Origin of the sequence: Mycolicibacterium novocastrense, assembly GCF_001570485.1 — a bacterium.
Classification (GTDB): Bacteria; Actinomycetota; Actinomycetes; order Mycobacteriales; family Mycobacteriaceae; genus Mycobacterium; species Mycobacterium novocastrense.
In genome coordinates this window covers 41,465-55,816 of record NZ_BCTA01000028.1, presented here as the reverse complement: position 1 = coordinate 55,816, position 14,352 = coordinate 41,465, and the positions used below count along the sequence as shown (strand labels likewise).

12 protein-coding genes and 1 tRNA gene are annotated in these 14,352 nt (G+C 66.7%); 7 read left to right on the top strand and 6 right to left on the bottom strand.

Translation table 11 applies throughout. From position 1 onward, the window contains the following. Positions 1 to 94 precede the first annotated feature (94 nt). From RMCN_RS10855 to RMCN_RS10830, 6 genes are all read right to left on the bottom strand, one after another. Positions 95 to 1,135, bottom strand: coding sequence for a hypothetical protein (locus RMCN_RS10855; protein WP_067389052.1), 1,041 nt, complete (start codon positions 1,133 to 1,135; stop codon positions 95 to 97). A 92-nt stretch (positions 1,136 to 1,227) separates the two neighbouring features. After that, positions 1,228 to 2,748 (bottom strand): sodium/proline symporter PutP, encoded by a 1,521-nt coding sequence (putP, locus tag RMCN_RS10850; RefSeq protein WP_067389050.1) that lies wholly within the window; start codon positions 2,746 to 2,748, stop codon positions 1,228 to 1,230. A gap of 54 nt (positions 2,749 to 2,802) precedes the next feature. Beyond that, a tRNA-Val gene (locus RMCN_RS10845) sits at positions 2,803 to 2,877 on the bottom strand. A 45-nt stretch (positions 2,878 to 2,922) separates the two neighbouring features. Then, positions 2,923 to 3,387 (bottom strand): peroxiredoxin, encoded by a 465-nt coding sequence (locus tag RMCN_RS10840; RefSeq protein WP_067389048.1) that lies wholly within the window; start codon positions 3,385 to 3,387, stop codon positions 2,923 to 2,925. Further along, positions 3,384 to 3,812 (bottom strand): DUF3052 domain-containing protein, encoded by a 429-nt coding sequence (locus tag RMCN_RS10835; RefSeq protein ID WP_064347257.1) that lies wholly within the window; start codon positions 3,810 to 3,812, stop codon positions 3,384 to 3,386. The genes RMCN_RS10840 and RMCN_RS10835 overlap by 4 nt, the downstream gene beginning before the upstream one ends. Positions 3,813 to 3,950: 138 nt before the next feature. Beyond that, positions 3,951 to 4,451: an Rv2240c family protein gene (locus RMCN_RS10830; protein WP_067389469.1), complete on the bottom strand. Its 501-nt coding sequence runs from the start codon at positions 4,449 to 4,451 to the stop codon at positions 3,951 to 3,953. Positions 4,452 to 4,701: 250 nt separating this feature from the next. Between RMCN_RS10830 and aceE the strand changes: the two genes are divergently transcribed. From aceE to RMCN_RS10795, 7 genes are all read left to right on the top strand, one after another. Further along, positions 4,702 to 7,491, top strand: a complete 2,790-nt coding sequence (gene aceE / locus RMCN_RS10825) for a pyruvate dehydrogenase (acetyl-transferring), homodimeric type (RefSeq protein ID WP_067389046.1) — start codon at positions 4,702 to 4,704, stop codon at positions 7,489 to 7,491. Positions 7,492 to 7,562: 71 nt separating this feature from the next. Continuing rightward, on the top strand, positions 7,563 to 8,852 hold the full coding sequence (locus tag RMCN_RS10820) for a PucR family transcriptional regulator (protein WP_067389044.1): 1,290 nt from the start codon (positions 7,563 to 7,565) through the stop codon (positions 8,850 to 8,852). 139 nt (positions 8,853 to 8,991) lie between these two features. Then, positions 8,992 to 9,903 (top strand): ACP S-malonyltransferase, encoded by a 912-nt coding sequence (locus RMCN_RS10815; protein WP_174523784.1) that lies wholly within the window; start codon positions 8,992 to 8,994, stop codon positions 9,901 to 9,903. 76 nt (positions 9,904 to 9,979) lie between these two features. Further along, a complete protein-coding gene (gene acpM / locus RMCN_RS10810; protein ID WP_059098849.1) occupies positions 9,980 to 10,282 on the top strand; it encodes a meromycolate extension acyl carrier protein AcpM in 303 nt (100 codons plus the stop codon). After that, positions 10,279 to 11,529, top strand: coding sequence for a 3-oxoacyl-ACP synthase KasA (gene kasA, locus RMCN_RS10805; RefSeq protein WP_067389040.1), 1,251 nt, complete (start codon positions 10,279 to 10,281; stop codon positions 11,527 to 11,529). Before acpM ends, kasA begins: the two co-directional genes overlap by 4 nt. 23 nt (positions 11,530 to 11,552) lie before the next feature. Continuing rightward, positions 11,553 to 12,815 carry a 3-oxoacyl-ACP synthase KasB gene (gene kasB / locus RMCN_RS10800; protein WP_067389038.1) on the top strand — a complete coding sequence of 421 codons (1,263 nt, stop codon included), beginning with the start codon at positions 11,553 to 11,555 and terminating at the stop codon, positions 12,813 to 12,815. Between the two features lie 35 nt (positions 12,816 to 12,850). Further along, positions 12,851 to 14,275, top strand: coding sequence for an acyl-CoA carboxylase subunit beta (locus RMCN_RS10795; RefSeq protein WP_064404024.1), 1,425 nt, complete (start codon positions 12,851 to 12,853; stop codon positions 14,273 to 14,275). The last annotated feature ends 77 nt before the right edge of the window (positions 14,276 to 14,352 follow it).

The following is a 14,352-nucleotide window of genomic DNA, read 5'->3' as shown; positions in this document are numbered from 1 at the left end:
CCAGAAAAGCAGGACGAAGAGTTCACCGAATCCATTCCGGCCTCGACCATGTCGGCTGTCAATAGCGGTCAGGCCGGTACACCGTTGGAGTGCGTCAGCGCGCCTTTTCCTGCTCGAATCGTTGGCGTTGCCGCGCCCCGTATGCCGCCGCCTTCACGGCCTCGCCGTCCTCCATGCCCGATCCCAAGGCGCCACCGAGCGTGGCGATCGCCGCCACCAACCAGGTCACCACCAACACGGTTGAGAATCCGACGGAATGACCGATGTTTCGAGCGACCAACTCCGGCGGGAGCGTCCACCACGCCGTCACCAATATCAGGACATACAGCCCGATGTGGAAGATGGCGACGCCGATCGTCAGTGTGACGAGGGTCGTCGCGTTGTACAACACGGCTCGTTTGCGTTCACCGGCCGAATGCGGGCGTTCCCATAACTCGTGATCGAGGATGAGCCACGCAATCAAAGCGCCGCTCGCCAGCAAGGTCGCCGCGGTGAGCCGGCCGGGGCCCATGGTGTCCGACAACTGCCAGATCGTCGGGTAGGCAAGGCTTACGGCGCCGGCGGCGAACGCCGCCATCATCACCTTGGACAGACCAGAGACCAACCGCCACGGGCGGTTGGCGTAGACCATGCCCATCAGGAGCCGCAGACGTGACAGTGCTGGCGGCGCGACGTAGCGGACCACACCGTCGACCTGGGTCCGCTTCAGCCGCTTCACCGAAGGCGTCTTCTCATCCGATCGCCCCGCGATCTCGGCCACGACGGCCTGCGCCAATTTCTTGATCCGGCGATCGATTGACAAGCCACCCACCGCCGGAATCGAAATCACTCCCAGCCGGTCAGGCAGGCTGATCTCGGCCATCACCGGCGTCGTCCCCTGGCGTCGGGGAAGATCGGTCAGGTAGATGATGATGTCCTCCGGCTTGTGACCGGGTTCAATGGTGCGGATCACCTCGGAGACTTCGGCATACTCGTCGACCGGATACGCGTGATATCGCACCGACACATCACGCGGGCCGTCGTCCGCAGACTCGACGGCCAGCGCATCGCGCAAGGAGTCCGACAGACGTTCGGCGATTGCCGCGGGAGCGCCGGGATCTGCGATCAGCAAGATCGACGACGGGTTCTCCGGCATTGCAAGCGCGTACCCGCGCTTCGACGAACCAAACGCCTGGGAGGGCGCGGCACGATCGCACTTCCATCCTTCAACGACAACCGATTCAGACGTCAGGCCGACGCCGCGGTTTCGTGCGCCTTCACCGCCATCTCGGAGAATTCGGACTGGATGTCGTCGTCTTCGCGGGCGGTCATGAGCGATACGGCGACGGCGACGACGAGGCATGCGATGAAGCCGGGGACGATCTCGTACATCGCGCTCGACAGCGCCTCGGTCTGACCCCAGATGCCGACCACCACGGCGCCGGCGATCATGCCGGCGATCGCGCCGGCCGACGTGAGCCTGCGCCAGAACAGCGACAGGATGATCAGCGGTCCGAATGCGGCACCGAAGCCGGCCCACGCGAAGCCGACGAGATCGAGGATCGTGTCATCGGGGTTGAGCGCCAACACAATCGCCACCACCGCGACCGTAAGCACCCCGAGCCGGCCGAAGGCGACCAGCCTCTTCTGGCTGGCCTCCTTGCCGAATGCCCGGTAGATGTCTTCGACCAGTGCCGACGAGCACACGATGAGCTGAGAGGAGATCGTCGACATGATGGCCGCCAGCACCGCGGCGAGCACCACACCGGCGACAAACGGGTGGAACATCACCTGCGCGAGGCGTAAGAACACGGTCTCGGGATTGTCCAGCGTCACGCCCTCGCGGAAGAAGTACGCCAGGCCCGCGAAGCCGGTGGTGATCGCGCCCGCCGAGGTGAGGACCATCCAGCTGATGCCGATGCGACGTCCGGCCTTGGCGTCGGCCGAGGAGCGCATCGCCATGAAGCGGACGATGATGTGCGGCTGCCCGAAGTAGCCGAGACCCCAGGCCGCCGCCGACACGATGGCGAGGAAACTCCCGCCGAAGAACAGTGACGTGCGGTGCATTTCGTCACCGGGGTTGGCGGCGTTGTGGGCGGCGTCGGCGGCCCGAACCAGATCCACCACCTCGCCGGGTCCGCCGGTGGCGATGATCGCGGCCACGGGGACCGCGACGAGCGCCGCCAACATCAGCAGCCCCTGCGCGACATCGGTGAGCGAAGCGCCCAGGAAGCCGCCGAACAGCGTGTAGCACAGGGTGACTCCGGCGACCAGCAGCATGCCCGTCAGGTACGACGAGCCGAACGACGACTCGAAGAACACGCCGCCGGCGACCATGCCGGATGACACGTAGAACGTGAAGAACACCAGGATGATCGTGCCTGCCGAGATCCGCAGGACATGCGACTTGTCGCGCAGCCGGTTCTCGAAGAAGCTCGGCACGGTGATCGAGTTGTTGGCGATCTCGGTGTAGGCCCGCAGTCGTGGGGCGACGAACTTCCAATTGAGCCAGGCGCCGGTCACCAGCCCGATCACGATCCACGACTCGAGCAGGCCGGAGGCATAGATCGCGCCGGGGACGCCCAGCAGCAGCCATCCGGACATGTCGGATGCGCCCGCGGACAGCGCGGCGACCGTCGGGGTGAGCCTGCGCCCGCCGAGCATGTAGTCGTCGAGGTCGCTGGTTCGGCGAAAAGCGTAGAAACCGATCGCGAGCATCACGGCGAAGTACAGGCCGATCGCCACCATCTGAAACGCGGTGTCAGATATGGGTCTCTCGTTCCGTCGAAGAAACCTGCTGGTTCTCCGATGGTATTTGAAACCTGGTGGGCGCGGACGGTATCGAACCGCCGACCGCTGGTGTGTAAAACCAGAGCTCTACCACTGAGCTACGCGCCCCTGCAGGGCAAGCTACACGGCCATGACCTGCGACGAGAAATCACCTCAGCCGTTGCGCAGCGCCGCCAGCGCGTCCGTCCACAGCGCCTGATCGCGGGCCTCCCCGGGCTCCTTCATCTCGGCGAACCGGACGATCCCGCTGCGGTCGACGACGAACGTGCCGCGGTTGGCGATGCCCGCGGCCTGGTTGAACACCCCGTAGGCCATCGCGACCTCGCCGTGCGGCCAGAAATCCGACAGCACGGGGAACGTGAAGCCGCTCTGGGTGGCCCAGATTTTGTGGGTCGGCGGCGGGCCCACTGAGATCGCCAGCGTCGCGGTGTCGTCGTTCTCGTACTCGGGCAGCCGATCGCGGACCTCGTCGAGCTCACCCTGGCAGATTCCCGTGAACGCCAGCGGGAAGAACACCAGCAGCACGTCCTTGGCGCCCCGGAAATCGCTCAGCGTGACGGGCTGACCGTTCTGGTCCTTGAGCGTGAAATCGGGCGCCTCTGCACCGACCTCGATCATCCTCTCCGCCCCGCTGCCTTCGACTTCGGTTGCACCAGCCGGGTGGCGATCCAGTCACCGAGGTTGGCCGACGATGTCTGCATCAGGCCGGCGGTGGGCGCCGACTCGGCGACCTCGGCCGGTTGGACGTGGCCGGGTTTGCCGGTCTTCGGCGTCACCACCCAGATGACGCCGTCGTCGGCCAAGGGGGTGATGGCGTCCATCAGCGCATCCACGAGGTCTCCGTCGTCGTCGCGCCACCACAGCAGTACGACGTCGATGACCTCGTCGGCATCCTCGTCGAGCAGCTCGCCGCCGCACGCTTCCTCGATGTCGGCTCGGATGTCGTCGTCGACGTCCTCGTCCCAGCCCAGTTCCTGTACAACCTGATCTTTTTGGATGCCCAGTCTGTGGGCGTAGTTCGGGGCGTCATCCGCCGCGACCACGGTCGGTCCTCCTTCAGCCGGCTCGGGCGCATGTTGCGCTCGGCAGTGTCCTTTAGGCCTGTGTCTTGCGCCCTATCGTCGCACGAAGCACTATGCCCGCACGTGACTGGCGGCAAGGTTGGTCAAATATCCGCTTGGTCAATACGACGCGTCGCAGAGGTTGAGCGCGGTGGTCTTGGTGTCGTTGAGCCGGGTGATCGCGGCGTTGAACTCGTCGGGCCCGTAGTTGCCGGCGATCGCGGTGGCCACGCCCCTGGCGGCGTCGACCCAGCCGTTGAGCGCACCTGTGAGCTCGGGACCCAGCGGATCGGCGATGCTGCGCGCGACCATGTCGGCGCTGTGGTTCAGGGCGTCGATCGCGGGCCCGGCCTTGGCGGTCACGTCGCCCGCGCTCCGGTTGAAGGCATCGACGTAAGCGTTGACCGCGGTGATCGCCTCGACGCTGGTGGAGCTCAGCGTCTCGCACGACGAGTGGATCGCCTCCTTGGTGATCGAGGCCTGGCGTTCCGATTCCCTGGCGCTGGAACTGGCCGCCGACTCCGCCAGGGAGGCCGACACCGACGCCCGGTACACCGGCGCGTCGGCCGCGTCGACCTGTGCCGAACCCTCGGTGACGCTGCTACAACCGACGACGACCATGGCCGCGGCGGCCGAGAGGCCGACTACGAGTGCGCCTATCCGCAGCGGTTTCTGCACCAGCGCACCGATCACCACGGCTGCAGACGTTACCGGTTCGATCCGGCGACCGCCGGTTCATTCCAGGGGGCGACCCCACCGATGCGTGTGGGGCAGGATGGGAGAAGGATGGAACCCGTCGCTCACGGTTCGAGCGCAGAAAACATCTGCGCGACGGGCGTGGGCACCCGAACCGCCTACCAAGGAGCGGAAGTTGACCACCGAGTTCGCGCGCCAGGACCTGGCCCAAAACTCCACCACCGCAGCTGAACACGACCGGGTCAGGGTGATCCGGGAAGGCGTGGCGTCGTATCTGCCCGACATCGATCCCGAAGAGACCGGCGAATGGCTGGAATCGTTCGATCAGCTGCTCGAACAGTCCGGGCCCGCGCGGGCACGCTATCTGATGTTGCGTCTGCTCGAACGCGCCGGTGAACAGCGCGTAGCCATCCCGTCGTTGACGTCGACCGACTACGTCAACACGATCCCCACCGAGGTGGAGCCGTGGTTCCCCGGCGACGAGGACGTCGAACGCCGCTACCGCACCTGGATCCGGTGGAACGCCGCGATCATGGTGCACCGCGCGCAACGTCCGGGAGTCGGTGTGGGCGGCCATATTTCGACGTACGCGTCGTCGGCCGCCCTCTACGAGGTCGGCTTCAACCACTTCTTCCGCGGCAAGTCGCATCCCGGCGGCGGGGACCATGTGTTCATCCAGGGTCACGCGTCGCCGGGCATCTACGCACGCGCGTATCTGGAGGGTCGCCTGTCGGCCGACCAGCTCGACGGCTTCCGGCAGGAGCACAGCCACCCCGGCGGCGGGCTGCCGTCGTACCCGCATCCGCGGCTGATGCCCGACTTCTGGGAGTTCCCGACGGTCTCCATGGGGCTGGGCCCGATGAACGCCATCTACCAGGCCCGGTTCAACCACTACCTGCACGACCGCGAGATCAAGGACACCTCGGATCAACACGTGTGGGCGTTCCTCGGCGACGGAGAGATGGACGAACCCGAAAGCCGCGGCCTGGCGCATGTCGCCGCACTGGAGGGCCTGGACAACCTCACCTTCGTGGTCAACTGCAACCTGCAGCGCCTCGACGGGCCGGTGCGCGGCAACGGCAAGATCATCCAGGAACTCGAGTCGTTCTTCCGCGGGGCCGGCTGGAACGTCATCAAGGTGGTGTGGGGCCGCGAATGGGATGCGCTGTTGCACGCCGACCGCGACGGCGCACTGGTCAACCTGATGAACAGCACACCCGACGGTGACTATCAGACCTACAAGGCCAACGACGGCGCCTACGTGCGCGACCACTTCTTCGGCCGCGACCCCCGCACCAAGGCGCTCGTCGAGAAGATGTCGGACTCCGAGATCTGGAACCTCAAACGGGGCGGCCACGACTACCGCAAGGTCTACGCCGCCTACCGTGCGGCCATGGAGCACAAAGGCCAGCCGACGGTCATCCTGGCCAAGACCATCAAGGGTTACTCGTTGGGTGCGCACTTCCAGGGCCGCAACGCCACGCATCAGATGAAAAAGCTTGCGCTGGAAGATCTCAAGTACTTCCGCGATGCCCAGCGCATCCCGATCAGCGACGAGCAACTCGAGGAGAACCCTTACCTTCCGCCGTACTACCACCCCGGCCCGGAGGCGCCCGAGATCCGCTACATGATCGACCGCAGGCGCGCACTCGGCGGGTTCCTGCCCGAGCGTCGCACCAAGACCAAGTCGCTCACCCTTCCCGGCCGCGACACCTACAAGGCGCTCAAGAAGGGGTCCGGCAAGCAGGAGGTGGCCACGACGATGGCCACGGTGCGGACGTTCAAGGAACTGTTGCGCGACAAGGAGATTGGTTGGCGCATCGTGCCGATCATTCCCGACGAGGCACGCACGTTCGGCATGGACTCGTGGTTCCCCAACCTCAAGATCTACAACCGCAACGGCCAGCTGTACACCTCGGTCGACGCCGAATTGATGTTGGCCTACAAGGAATCCGAGGTCGGCCAGATCCTGCACGAGGGCATCAACGAGGCCGGGTCCTCGGCCAGTTTCATCGCGGCGGGCACGTCCTACTCGACGCACAACGAGCCGATGATCCCCGTCTACATCTTCTATTCGATGTTCGGGTTCCAGCGCACCGGAGACAACCTGTGGGCGGCCGCCGACCAGATGACGCGCGGCTTCCTCCTCGGCGCCACGGCGGGCCGGACCACGCTGGTGGGCGAGGGCCTGCAGCACGCCGACGGGCATTCGCTGTTGTTGGCCGCGTCCAACCCCGCGGTCGTCGCCTACGATCCGGCGTTTGCGTACGAGATCGCCTACATCGTCGAGAGCGGCCTGAGCCGGATGTACGGCGAGAACCCCGAGAACGTCTACTTCTACATGACGATCTACAACGAGCCCTACGTCCAGCCGCCGGAACCGGAGGGCCTCGACGTCGAGGGGCTGTTGCGCGGCATCTACCGCTACCGGCCCGCACCCGAGAAGCGGTCCAATGCGGCGCAAATTCTGGTGTCGGGGGTGGCCATGCCGTCGGCGCTCAAGGCCGCCGAGATGCTGGCCGAGGAATGGGATGTCGCCGCCGACGTGTGGTCGGTGACCAGCTGGGGTGAGCTCAACCGCGACGGCGTCGAGATCGAGAAGCAGCGGCTGCGCCATCCGGACCAGCCGGCGGGCACGCCGTACATCACCAAGGCGCTCGCCGATGCCGCAGGCCCGGTCGTCGCGGTGTCGGACTGGATGCGCGCGGTTCCCGAGCAGATCCGGGCGTGGGTTCCCGGCTCGTACATCACTCTGGGCACCGACGGGTTCGGGTTCTCCGACACCCGCCCCGCCGCACGGCGGTACTACAACACCGACGCCGAGTCGATCGCGGTCGCGGTACTCGAGGGTCTGGCCCGCGACGGCAATATCGACGAGTCCGTCGCGGTCGAGGCGGCCAAGCAGTACGAGATCGACGATGTGCTGGCCGCGCCCGAGCAGACGTCGGATCCCGGAGTGGCGTAGCTACGACATTGGGCCCGGAGTGGCGTAGGCGCTTGGAGGTTTCCTCCATAAGGGTGGCGTAGCCTTTAGAGGTGCCTGACAACCGGTTCGTGCCACCGAAGTCGACGGTCGAGGTTCTGGGGGCCGTTCCCGATTCGGTGCTGCGCCGGTTGCAGCAGTATTCGGGCCGGGTGGCCACCGATGCCGTGCGTGCGCTGGAGGAACGCCTGCCGTTCTTCGCCGAACTCGAGGCCTCGCAGCGGGCCAGCGTCCAGCTCGTCGTGCAGACCGCGGTGGTGAACTTCGTCGAGTGGATGCGGGACCCGCAGAGCAACGTGAGCTACACCGCGCAGGCCTTCGAGGTGGTTCCGCAGGACCTGCGGCGGCGCATCGCACTGCGGCAGTCGGTGGAGATGGTGCGCGTCACCATGGAGTTCTTCGAAGAGGTGGTGCCGCTGCTGGCCCGCTCCGAGGAGCAGCTGACCGCGCTGACCGCCGGCATCCTGCGCTACAGCCGCGACCTCGCGTTCGCCGCGGCCAGCGCCTATGCCGATCAGGCCGAGGCGCGGGGCGCATGGGACACCCGGATGGAGGCCAACGTCGTCGACGCGGTGGTGCGCGGCGACATCGGCCCGGAACTGCAATCCCAGGCCGCCGCGCTGAACTGGGACGCCACCGCGCCCGCCACCGTCATCGTGGGGTTGCCGCAGCCCGACCGGATCGACCTGGCCAGCGACGACGTCCACGACGTCGTGCGGCGCAACAGCCGGGCCGCGCTGTCGGACGTGCACGGCACGTGGCTGGTCGCGATCGTCTCGGGTGCCCTCTCCCCGACCGACAGGTTCCTCACCGACATGATGACGGTGTTCGCCGAGGGCCCCGTCGTCGTCGGACCCACCGCCACCACGCTCGCGAGCGCGCACCGCAGCGCAACCGAGGCGATCGCGGGCATGAACGCCGTCGCGGGCTGGCCGGGCGCGCCGCGGCCGGTGTCGGCTCGCGAACTCCTCCCCGAACGCGCCCTGCTCGGCGACGTGTCGGCGATCGCCGCGTTGGAGACCGAGGTGATGAGGCCGCTGGCCGATGCGGGCCCAGCGCTCACGGAGACCCTCGATGCCTACCTCGACTCGGGCGGCGCCATCGAGGCCTGCGCACGCAAATTGTTCGTTCATCCAAATACCGTCCGGTACCGGCTGAGACGAATCGCCGACTTCACCGGGCGCGATCCGACGCTTCCGCGCGACGCCTACGTGCTGCGGGTGGCCGTCACCGTCAGCCGACTGGGCCGTCAGCCGTACCATACGAGCACAGCAAACATGATCAACCCGGCGCGTCCGGCGCTGCGACCAGCAGCGCTTCCCACCCAGCCGGACAGGCCATAGATCGCGGGCAGATTTCGGTAGCGTCGCATCACAGGTGATTTTGTGGAGTCTCCACAAAAACATAAGACCAGGTTCATAATCTCTTACACCGCGCAAACCCGTCTTCACAGTGTTCTCTTAATGTGTGCCTCGTAATGATGTGCTTGCACTTCTCGCGCCCGGACAGGGCTCCCAGACACCCGGCATGCTCGCCGCATGGCTGGAGCTGCCCGGTGCCGCCGAGCGGCTCGCCGGATGGTCCGAGATCAGCGGGCTGGACTTGGCGCAGCTGGGCACCACCGCGTCGGCAGAGGAGATCACCGACACCGCGGTGACCCAGCCGCTCGTCGTGGCGGCCACGCTGCTGGCCCACGAGGAACTGAGCAGGCGCGGTGTGATCGCCGACAAGAAGACCGTGGTGGCGGGCCACTCCGTCGGAGAGATCGCCGCCTACGCGATCGCCGGGGTGATCTCCGCCGACGATGCCGTCAAGCTGGCTGCCATCCGTGGCGCCGAGATGGCCAAGGCGTGCGCGGTCGAGCCCACGGGAATGGCCGCCGTGCTCGGCGGTGAGGAAGCCGACGTGCTGGCCCGCCTCGAGGCACTGGACCTGGTTCCGGCCAACCGCAACGCGGCGGGACAGATCGTCGCCGCCGGTGCGGTCGCCGCACTGGACAAGCTGGTCGAGGATCCGCCGGAGAAGGCGCGGGTGCGCAAGCTGGCGACCGCCGGCGCCTTCCACACCCACTACATGGCCTCGGCCCTCGACGGGTACGCCGCCGTGGCCGAAGGTGTAACGAGCGCCGAGCCGAACACGACGCTACTGTCGAACGCGGACGGCCAGCCGGTGGATTCGGCGGCCGACGCCATGAGCAAGCTGGTGGCGCAGATGACGCGCCCGGTCCGCTGGGACCTGTGCACCGAGACGATGCGCCGGCTCGATGTGACCGCGATCGTCGAGTTCCCGCCCGCCGGGACGCTCGCGGGTATCGCGAAAAGAGAACTTCGGGGGGTGCCGACGCACGCCGTCAAGTCCCCCGCTGACCTGGACGGGCTCGCCGAACTCTCATAGGCAGACCTGCGCCAGACACAACCACATAACGATCGTCATTCCCATCAAGTAACACCACTGAATAGAAGGAGCCAACGTGGCCGCCAGTCAGGACGAAATCATCGCCGGTCTCGCCGAGATCATCGAAGAGGTCACCGGTATCGAGCCTTCCGAGGTCACCCCTGAGAAGAGCTTCGTCGACGACCTGGACATCGACTCGCTGTCGATGGTCGAGATCGCCGTGCAGACCGAGGACAAGTACGGCGTGAAGATCCCCGACGAGGACCTCGCCGGTCTTCGCACCGTCGGTGACGTCGTCACCTACATCCAGAAGCTCGAGGAAGAGAACCCCGAAGCGGCCGCGGCCATCCGCGCGCAGATCGAAGCCGATCGGGCATGAGTAGACCTTCCACTGCTAACGGCGGTTTCCCCAACGTCGTCGTGACCGCCGTCACGGCGACCACGTCGGTCGCGGCGGACATCGAGAGCACGTGGAAGGCGCTGCTGGCCGGCGAAAGCGGCATCCGCGTCCTCGAGGACGAGTTCGTCACCAAGTGGGACCTTCCGGTCCGCATCGGTGGGCACCTCGTCGACGCGATCGACGACCACATGACGCGACTGGACATGCGACGGATGTCGTATGTCCAGCGCATGGCCAAGTATCTGTCCGGCCAGCTCTGGGAGACCGCGGGCACGCCCGAGGTCGATCCGGATCGCTTCACCGTGGTCGTCGGCACCGGTCTGGGTGGCGGCGAGAAGATCGTCGAGACCTACGACGCGATGAACGAGGGCGGCCCCCGCAAGGTGTCGCCGCTCGCCGTGCAGATGATCATGCCGAACGGTGCGGCCGCGGTGATCGGTCTGCAGCTGGGCGCGAGGGCCGGGGTGATCACCCCGGTCTCGGCCTGCTCATCGGGTTCGGAGGCCATCGCCCACGGCTGGCGTCAGATCGTCATGGGTGACGCCGACATCGCGGTCGTCGGCGGCGTCGAGGGCGGAATCGAAGCGCTGCCGATCGCGGCGTTCTCGATGATGCGCGCGATGTCGACCAACAACGAGGATCCCGAGGGTGCTTCGCGGCCGTTCGACAAGAACCGCGACGGGTTCGTCTTCGGCGAGGCCGGTGCGCTGATGGTCATCGAGACCGAGGAGCACGCCAAGGCCCGCGGCGCAAAGCCGTTGGCCCGTCTGATGGGTGCGGGCATCACGTCCGATGCCTTCCACATGGTGGCCCCGGCGTCCGACGGTCTTCGGGCCGGCCAGGCGATGAAGCGTGCGATGGAGACCGCGGGTCTCGAGCCCAAGGACATCCAGCACGTCAACGCCCACGCCACGGCCACGTCCATCGGTGACGTCGCCGAGGCCAACGCGATCCGGTCGGCCGGGGTGGAGCATGCGGCGGTCTACGCGCCGAAGTCGGCGCTCGGCCACTCCATCGGAGCGGTCGGCGCGCTGGAATCGGTTCTGACCGTGCTCTCGCTACGTGACGGCGTCATCCCGCCGACACTGAACTACGAGACGCCCGATCCCGAGATCGATCTCGATGTGGTTGCAGGCGAGCCTCGTTACGGCGACTACCAGTACGCCATCAACAACTCGTTCGGCTTCGGCGGACACAATGTCGCCCTGGCCTTCGGACGCTACTGAGCGAAAGGAACTCTCGGGCAGGAATGGCAGGGTCAGCCGCACTTTCCACGGGGGACGGTTTCCCCAACGTCGTCGTCACGGGTATCGCCATGACGACTGCGCTGGCCACCAGCGCAGACGACACCTGGAAGAAGCTGCTGGACGGCCAGAGTGGAATCCGCAGGCTCGAGGATCCGTTCGTCGAGGAGTATGACCTGCCGGTTCGCATCGGCGGGCATCTCCTCGAGGATTTCGACCACGAGTTGAGCAAGGTGGAACTGCGCCGACTGTCGTATCTGCAGAAGATGTCGACGGTCCTGAGCCGGCGGGTCTGGGAGAACGCGGGCGCACCCGAGGTGGACCCCAAACGGCTGACGGTGTCGATCGGCACCGGCATGGGCTCCACCGAGGAGTTGGTGTTCAGCTACGACAACATGCGCGCCAAGGGTCTGAAGGCGGTTTCACCGCTGGCCGTGCAGATGTACATGCCCAACGCCGCTGCCGCCGCAGTGGGATTGGAGCGCAAGGCCCGCGCCGGGGTGGTCACTCCGGTGTCGGCCTGCGCATCGGGTTCGGAGGGCATCGCGCACGCCTGGCGCAACATCGTGCTCGGCGAGGCCGACGTCGCGATCTGCGGCGGCGTGGAGACCAGGATCGAAGCGGTGCCGATCGCCGGCTTCGCGCAGATGCGAATCGTCTTGTCCACCACCAACGATGACCCGGCCGGCGCATGCCGCCCGTTCGACAAAGACCGCAACGGCTTCGTGTTCGGCGAGGGGGGTGCGCTGATGGTCATCGAGACCGAAGAGCACGCCAAGGCCCGCGGCGCCAACATCCTGGCCCGGATCATGGGGGCCAGCATCACCTCGGACGGCTACCACATCGTGGCGCCGGACCCGAACGGCGAACAGGCCGGTCACGCGATGACGCGCGCCATCCAACTCGCCGGGCTGCAGCCCACAGACATCGACCACGTCAACGCGCATGCCACCGGCACCAGCGTCGGAGACGTGGCCGAGGGCAAGGCGATCAACAACGCGATGGGCGGCCACAAGCCTGCGGTATACGCACCCAAGGCGGCGCTCGGCCACTCGGTCGGCGCGGTCGGTGCCGTGGAGTCCATCCTGACCGTCATGGCGTTGCGGGAAGGCATCATTCCGCCGACGCTGAACCTGCGAAACCTCGATCCGGACATCGATCTGGACGTGGTCGCCGGTGAACCGCGGTCGGGCAATTACCAGTACGCGATCAACAACTCGTTCGGATTCGGTGGGCACAATGTCGCGCTCGCTTTCGGGAAGTACTGACACTCCCCGGAATCCAGCGCACTAGGAGGTATTGAATGACGACCATGGCGCCCGAGACAGTCGGCGAATCGCTCGACCCTCGTGATCCGCTCCTGCGTCTGAGCACCTTCTTCGACGACGGCAGTGTCGAATTGCTGCACGAGCGCGACCGTTCAGGCGTTCTCGCCGCCGCCGGAACCGTCAACGGAGTGCGCACCATCGCGTTCTGCACCGACGGCACCGTCATGGGTGGGGCCATGGGCGTCGAGGGATGTGCCCACATCGTCGACGCCTACGACCAGGCCATCGAGGAGCAGAGCCCGATCGTGGGCATCTGGCACTCCGGTGGTGCCCGTCTCGCCGAGGGCGTCAAGGCGTTGCACGCCGTCGGCCTGGTGTTCGAGGCGATGATCCGCGCATCCGGTTACGTCCCGCAGATCTCGGTCGTCGTCGGCTTCGCCGCCGGCGGTGCGGCCTACGGACCGGCCCTCACCGACGTGATCGTGATGGCGCCCGAGAGCCGGGTGTTCGTCACCGGACCCGACGTGGTGCGCAGCGTCACCGGCGAGGACGTCGACATGGCCAGCTTGGGCGGCCCGGACACTCACCACAAGAAGTCCGGCGTGTGCCACATCGTCGCCGACGACGAACTCGACGCCTACGAGCGCGGCCGCCGGCTGGTCGGATTGTTCTGCCAGCAGGGCCATTTCGATCGCGCGAAGGCCGAAGCGGGCGACACCGACCTGCACGCGCTGCTGCCGGAGTCGGCGCGACGCGCATACGATGTGCATCCGCTCGTCGAGGCATTGCTGGACGAGGGCGTGCCGTTTGAGGAGTTCCAGGGCAAGTGGGCCCCGTCGATTGTGATCGGTCTCGGTCGGTTGTCGGGCCGCTCGGTCGGCGTGATCGCCAACAACCCGCTGCGGCTCGGCGGCTGCCTGAATTCCGAAAGTGCCGAGAAGGCGGCGCGATTCGTGCGCCTGTGCGACGCGTTCGGGATTCCGATTATCAACGTCGTCGACGTCCCGGGGTACCTGCCCGGCGTGGATCAGGAGTGGGGCGGCGTCGTGCGGCGCGGAGCGAAGTTGCTGCATGCGTTCGGCGAGTGCTCGGTCCCCCGGGTCACGCTGGTGACGCGGAAGATCTACGGCGGCGCCTACATCGCGATGAACTCGCGCTCGCTGGGTGCGACCAAGGTCTACGCCTGGCCGGACGCCGAGGTCGCCGTCATGGGCGCCAAGGCCGCCGTCGGCATCCTGCACAAGAAGAAGCTGGCCGCCGTCGAGGATCCCGCCGAGCGTGAGGCTCTGCACGAGGAATTGGCAGTGGAGCACGAGAAGATCGCGGGCGGAGTCGATTCCGCGATCGACATCGGCGTCGTCGACGAGAAGATCGATCCGGCGCACACCCGCAGCAAGCTGACCCAGGCGCTGGCCGAGGCTCCCGCACGCCGCGGCCGGCACAAGAACATCCCGCTGTAACCGCGAGCGCGCCGTACCCCTTCAGCGCGGAGACCGACGTTTCGGCGGGACTGCTCGCGTGAGATCGACCATTTCGT

Coding starts and splice junctions, on each gene's coding strand:
- RMCN_RS10795 (WP_064404024.1), top strand. CDS start 12,851: ATGACGACCATGGCGCCCGAGACAGTCGGCGAATCGCTCGACCCTCGT.
- RMCN_RS10855 (WP_067389052.1), bottom strand. CDS start 1,135: ATGCCGGAGAACCCGTCGTCGATCTTGCTGATCGCAGATCCCGGCGCT.
- kasA (WP_067389040.1), top strand. CDS start 10,279: ATGAGTAGACCTTCCACTGCTAACGGCGGTTTCCCCAACGTCGTCGTG.
- RMCN_RS10840 (WP_067389048.1), bottom strand. CDS start 3,387: ATGATCGAGGTCGGTGCAGAGGCGCCCGATTTCACGCTCAAGGACCAG.
- kasB (WP_067389038.1), top strand. CDS start 11,553: ATGGCAGGGTCAGCCGCACTTTCCACGGGGGACGGTTTCCCCAACGTC.
- RMCN_RS10830 (WP_067389469.1), bottom strand. CDS start 4,451: ATGGTCGTCGTCGGTTGTAGCAGCGTCACCGAGGGTTCGGCACAGGTC.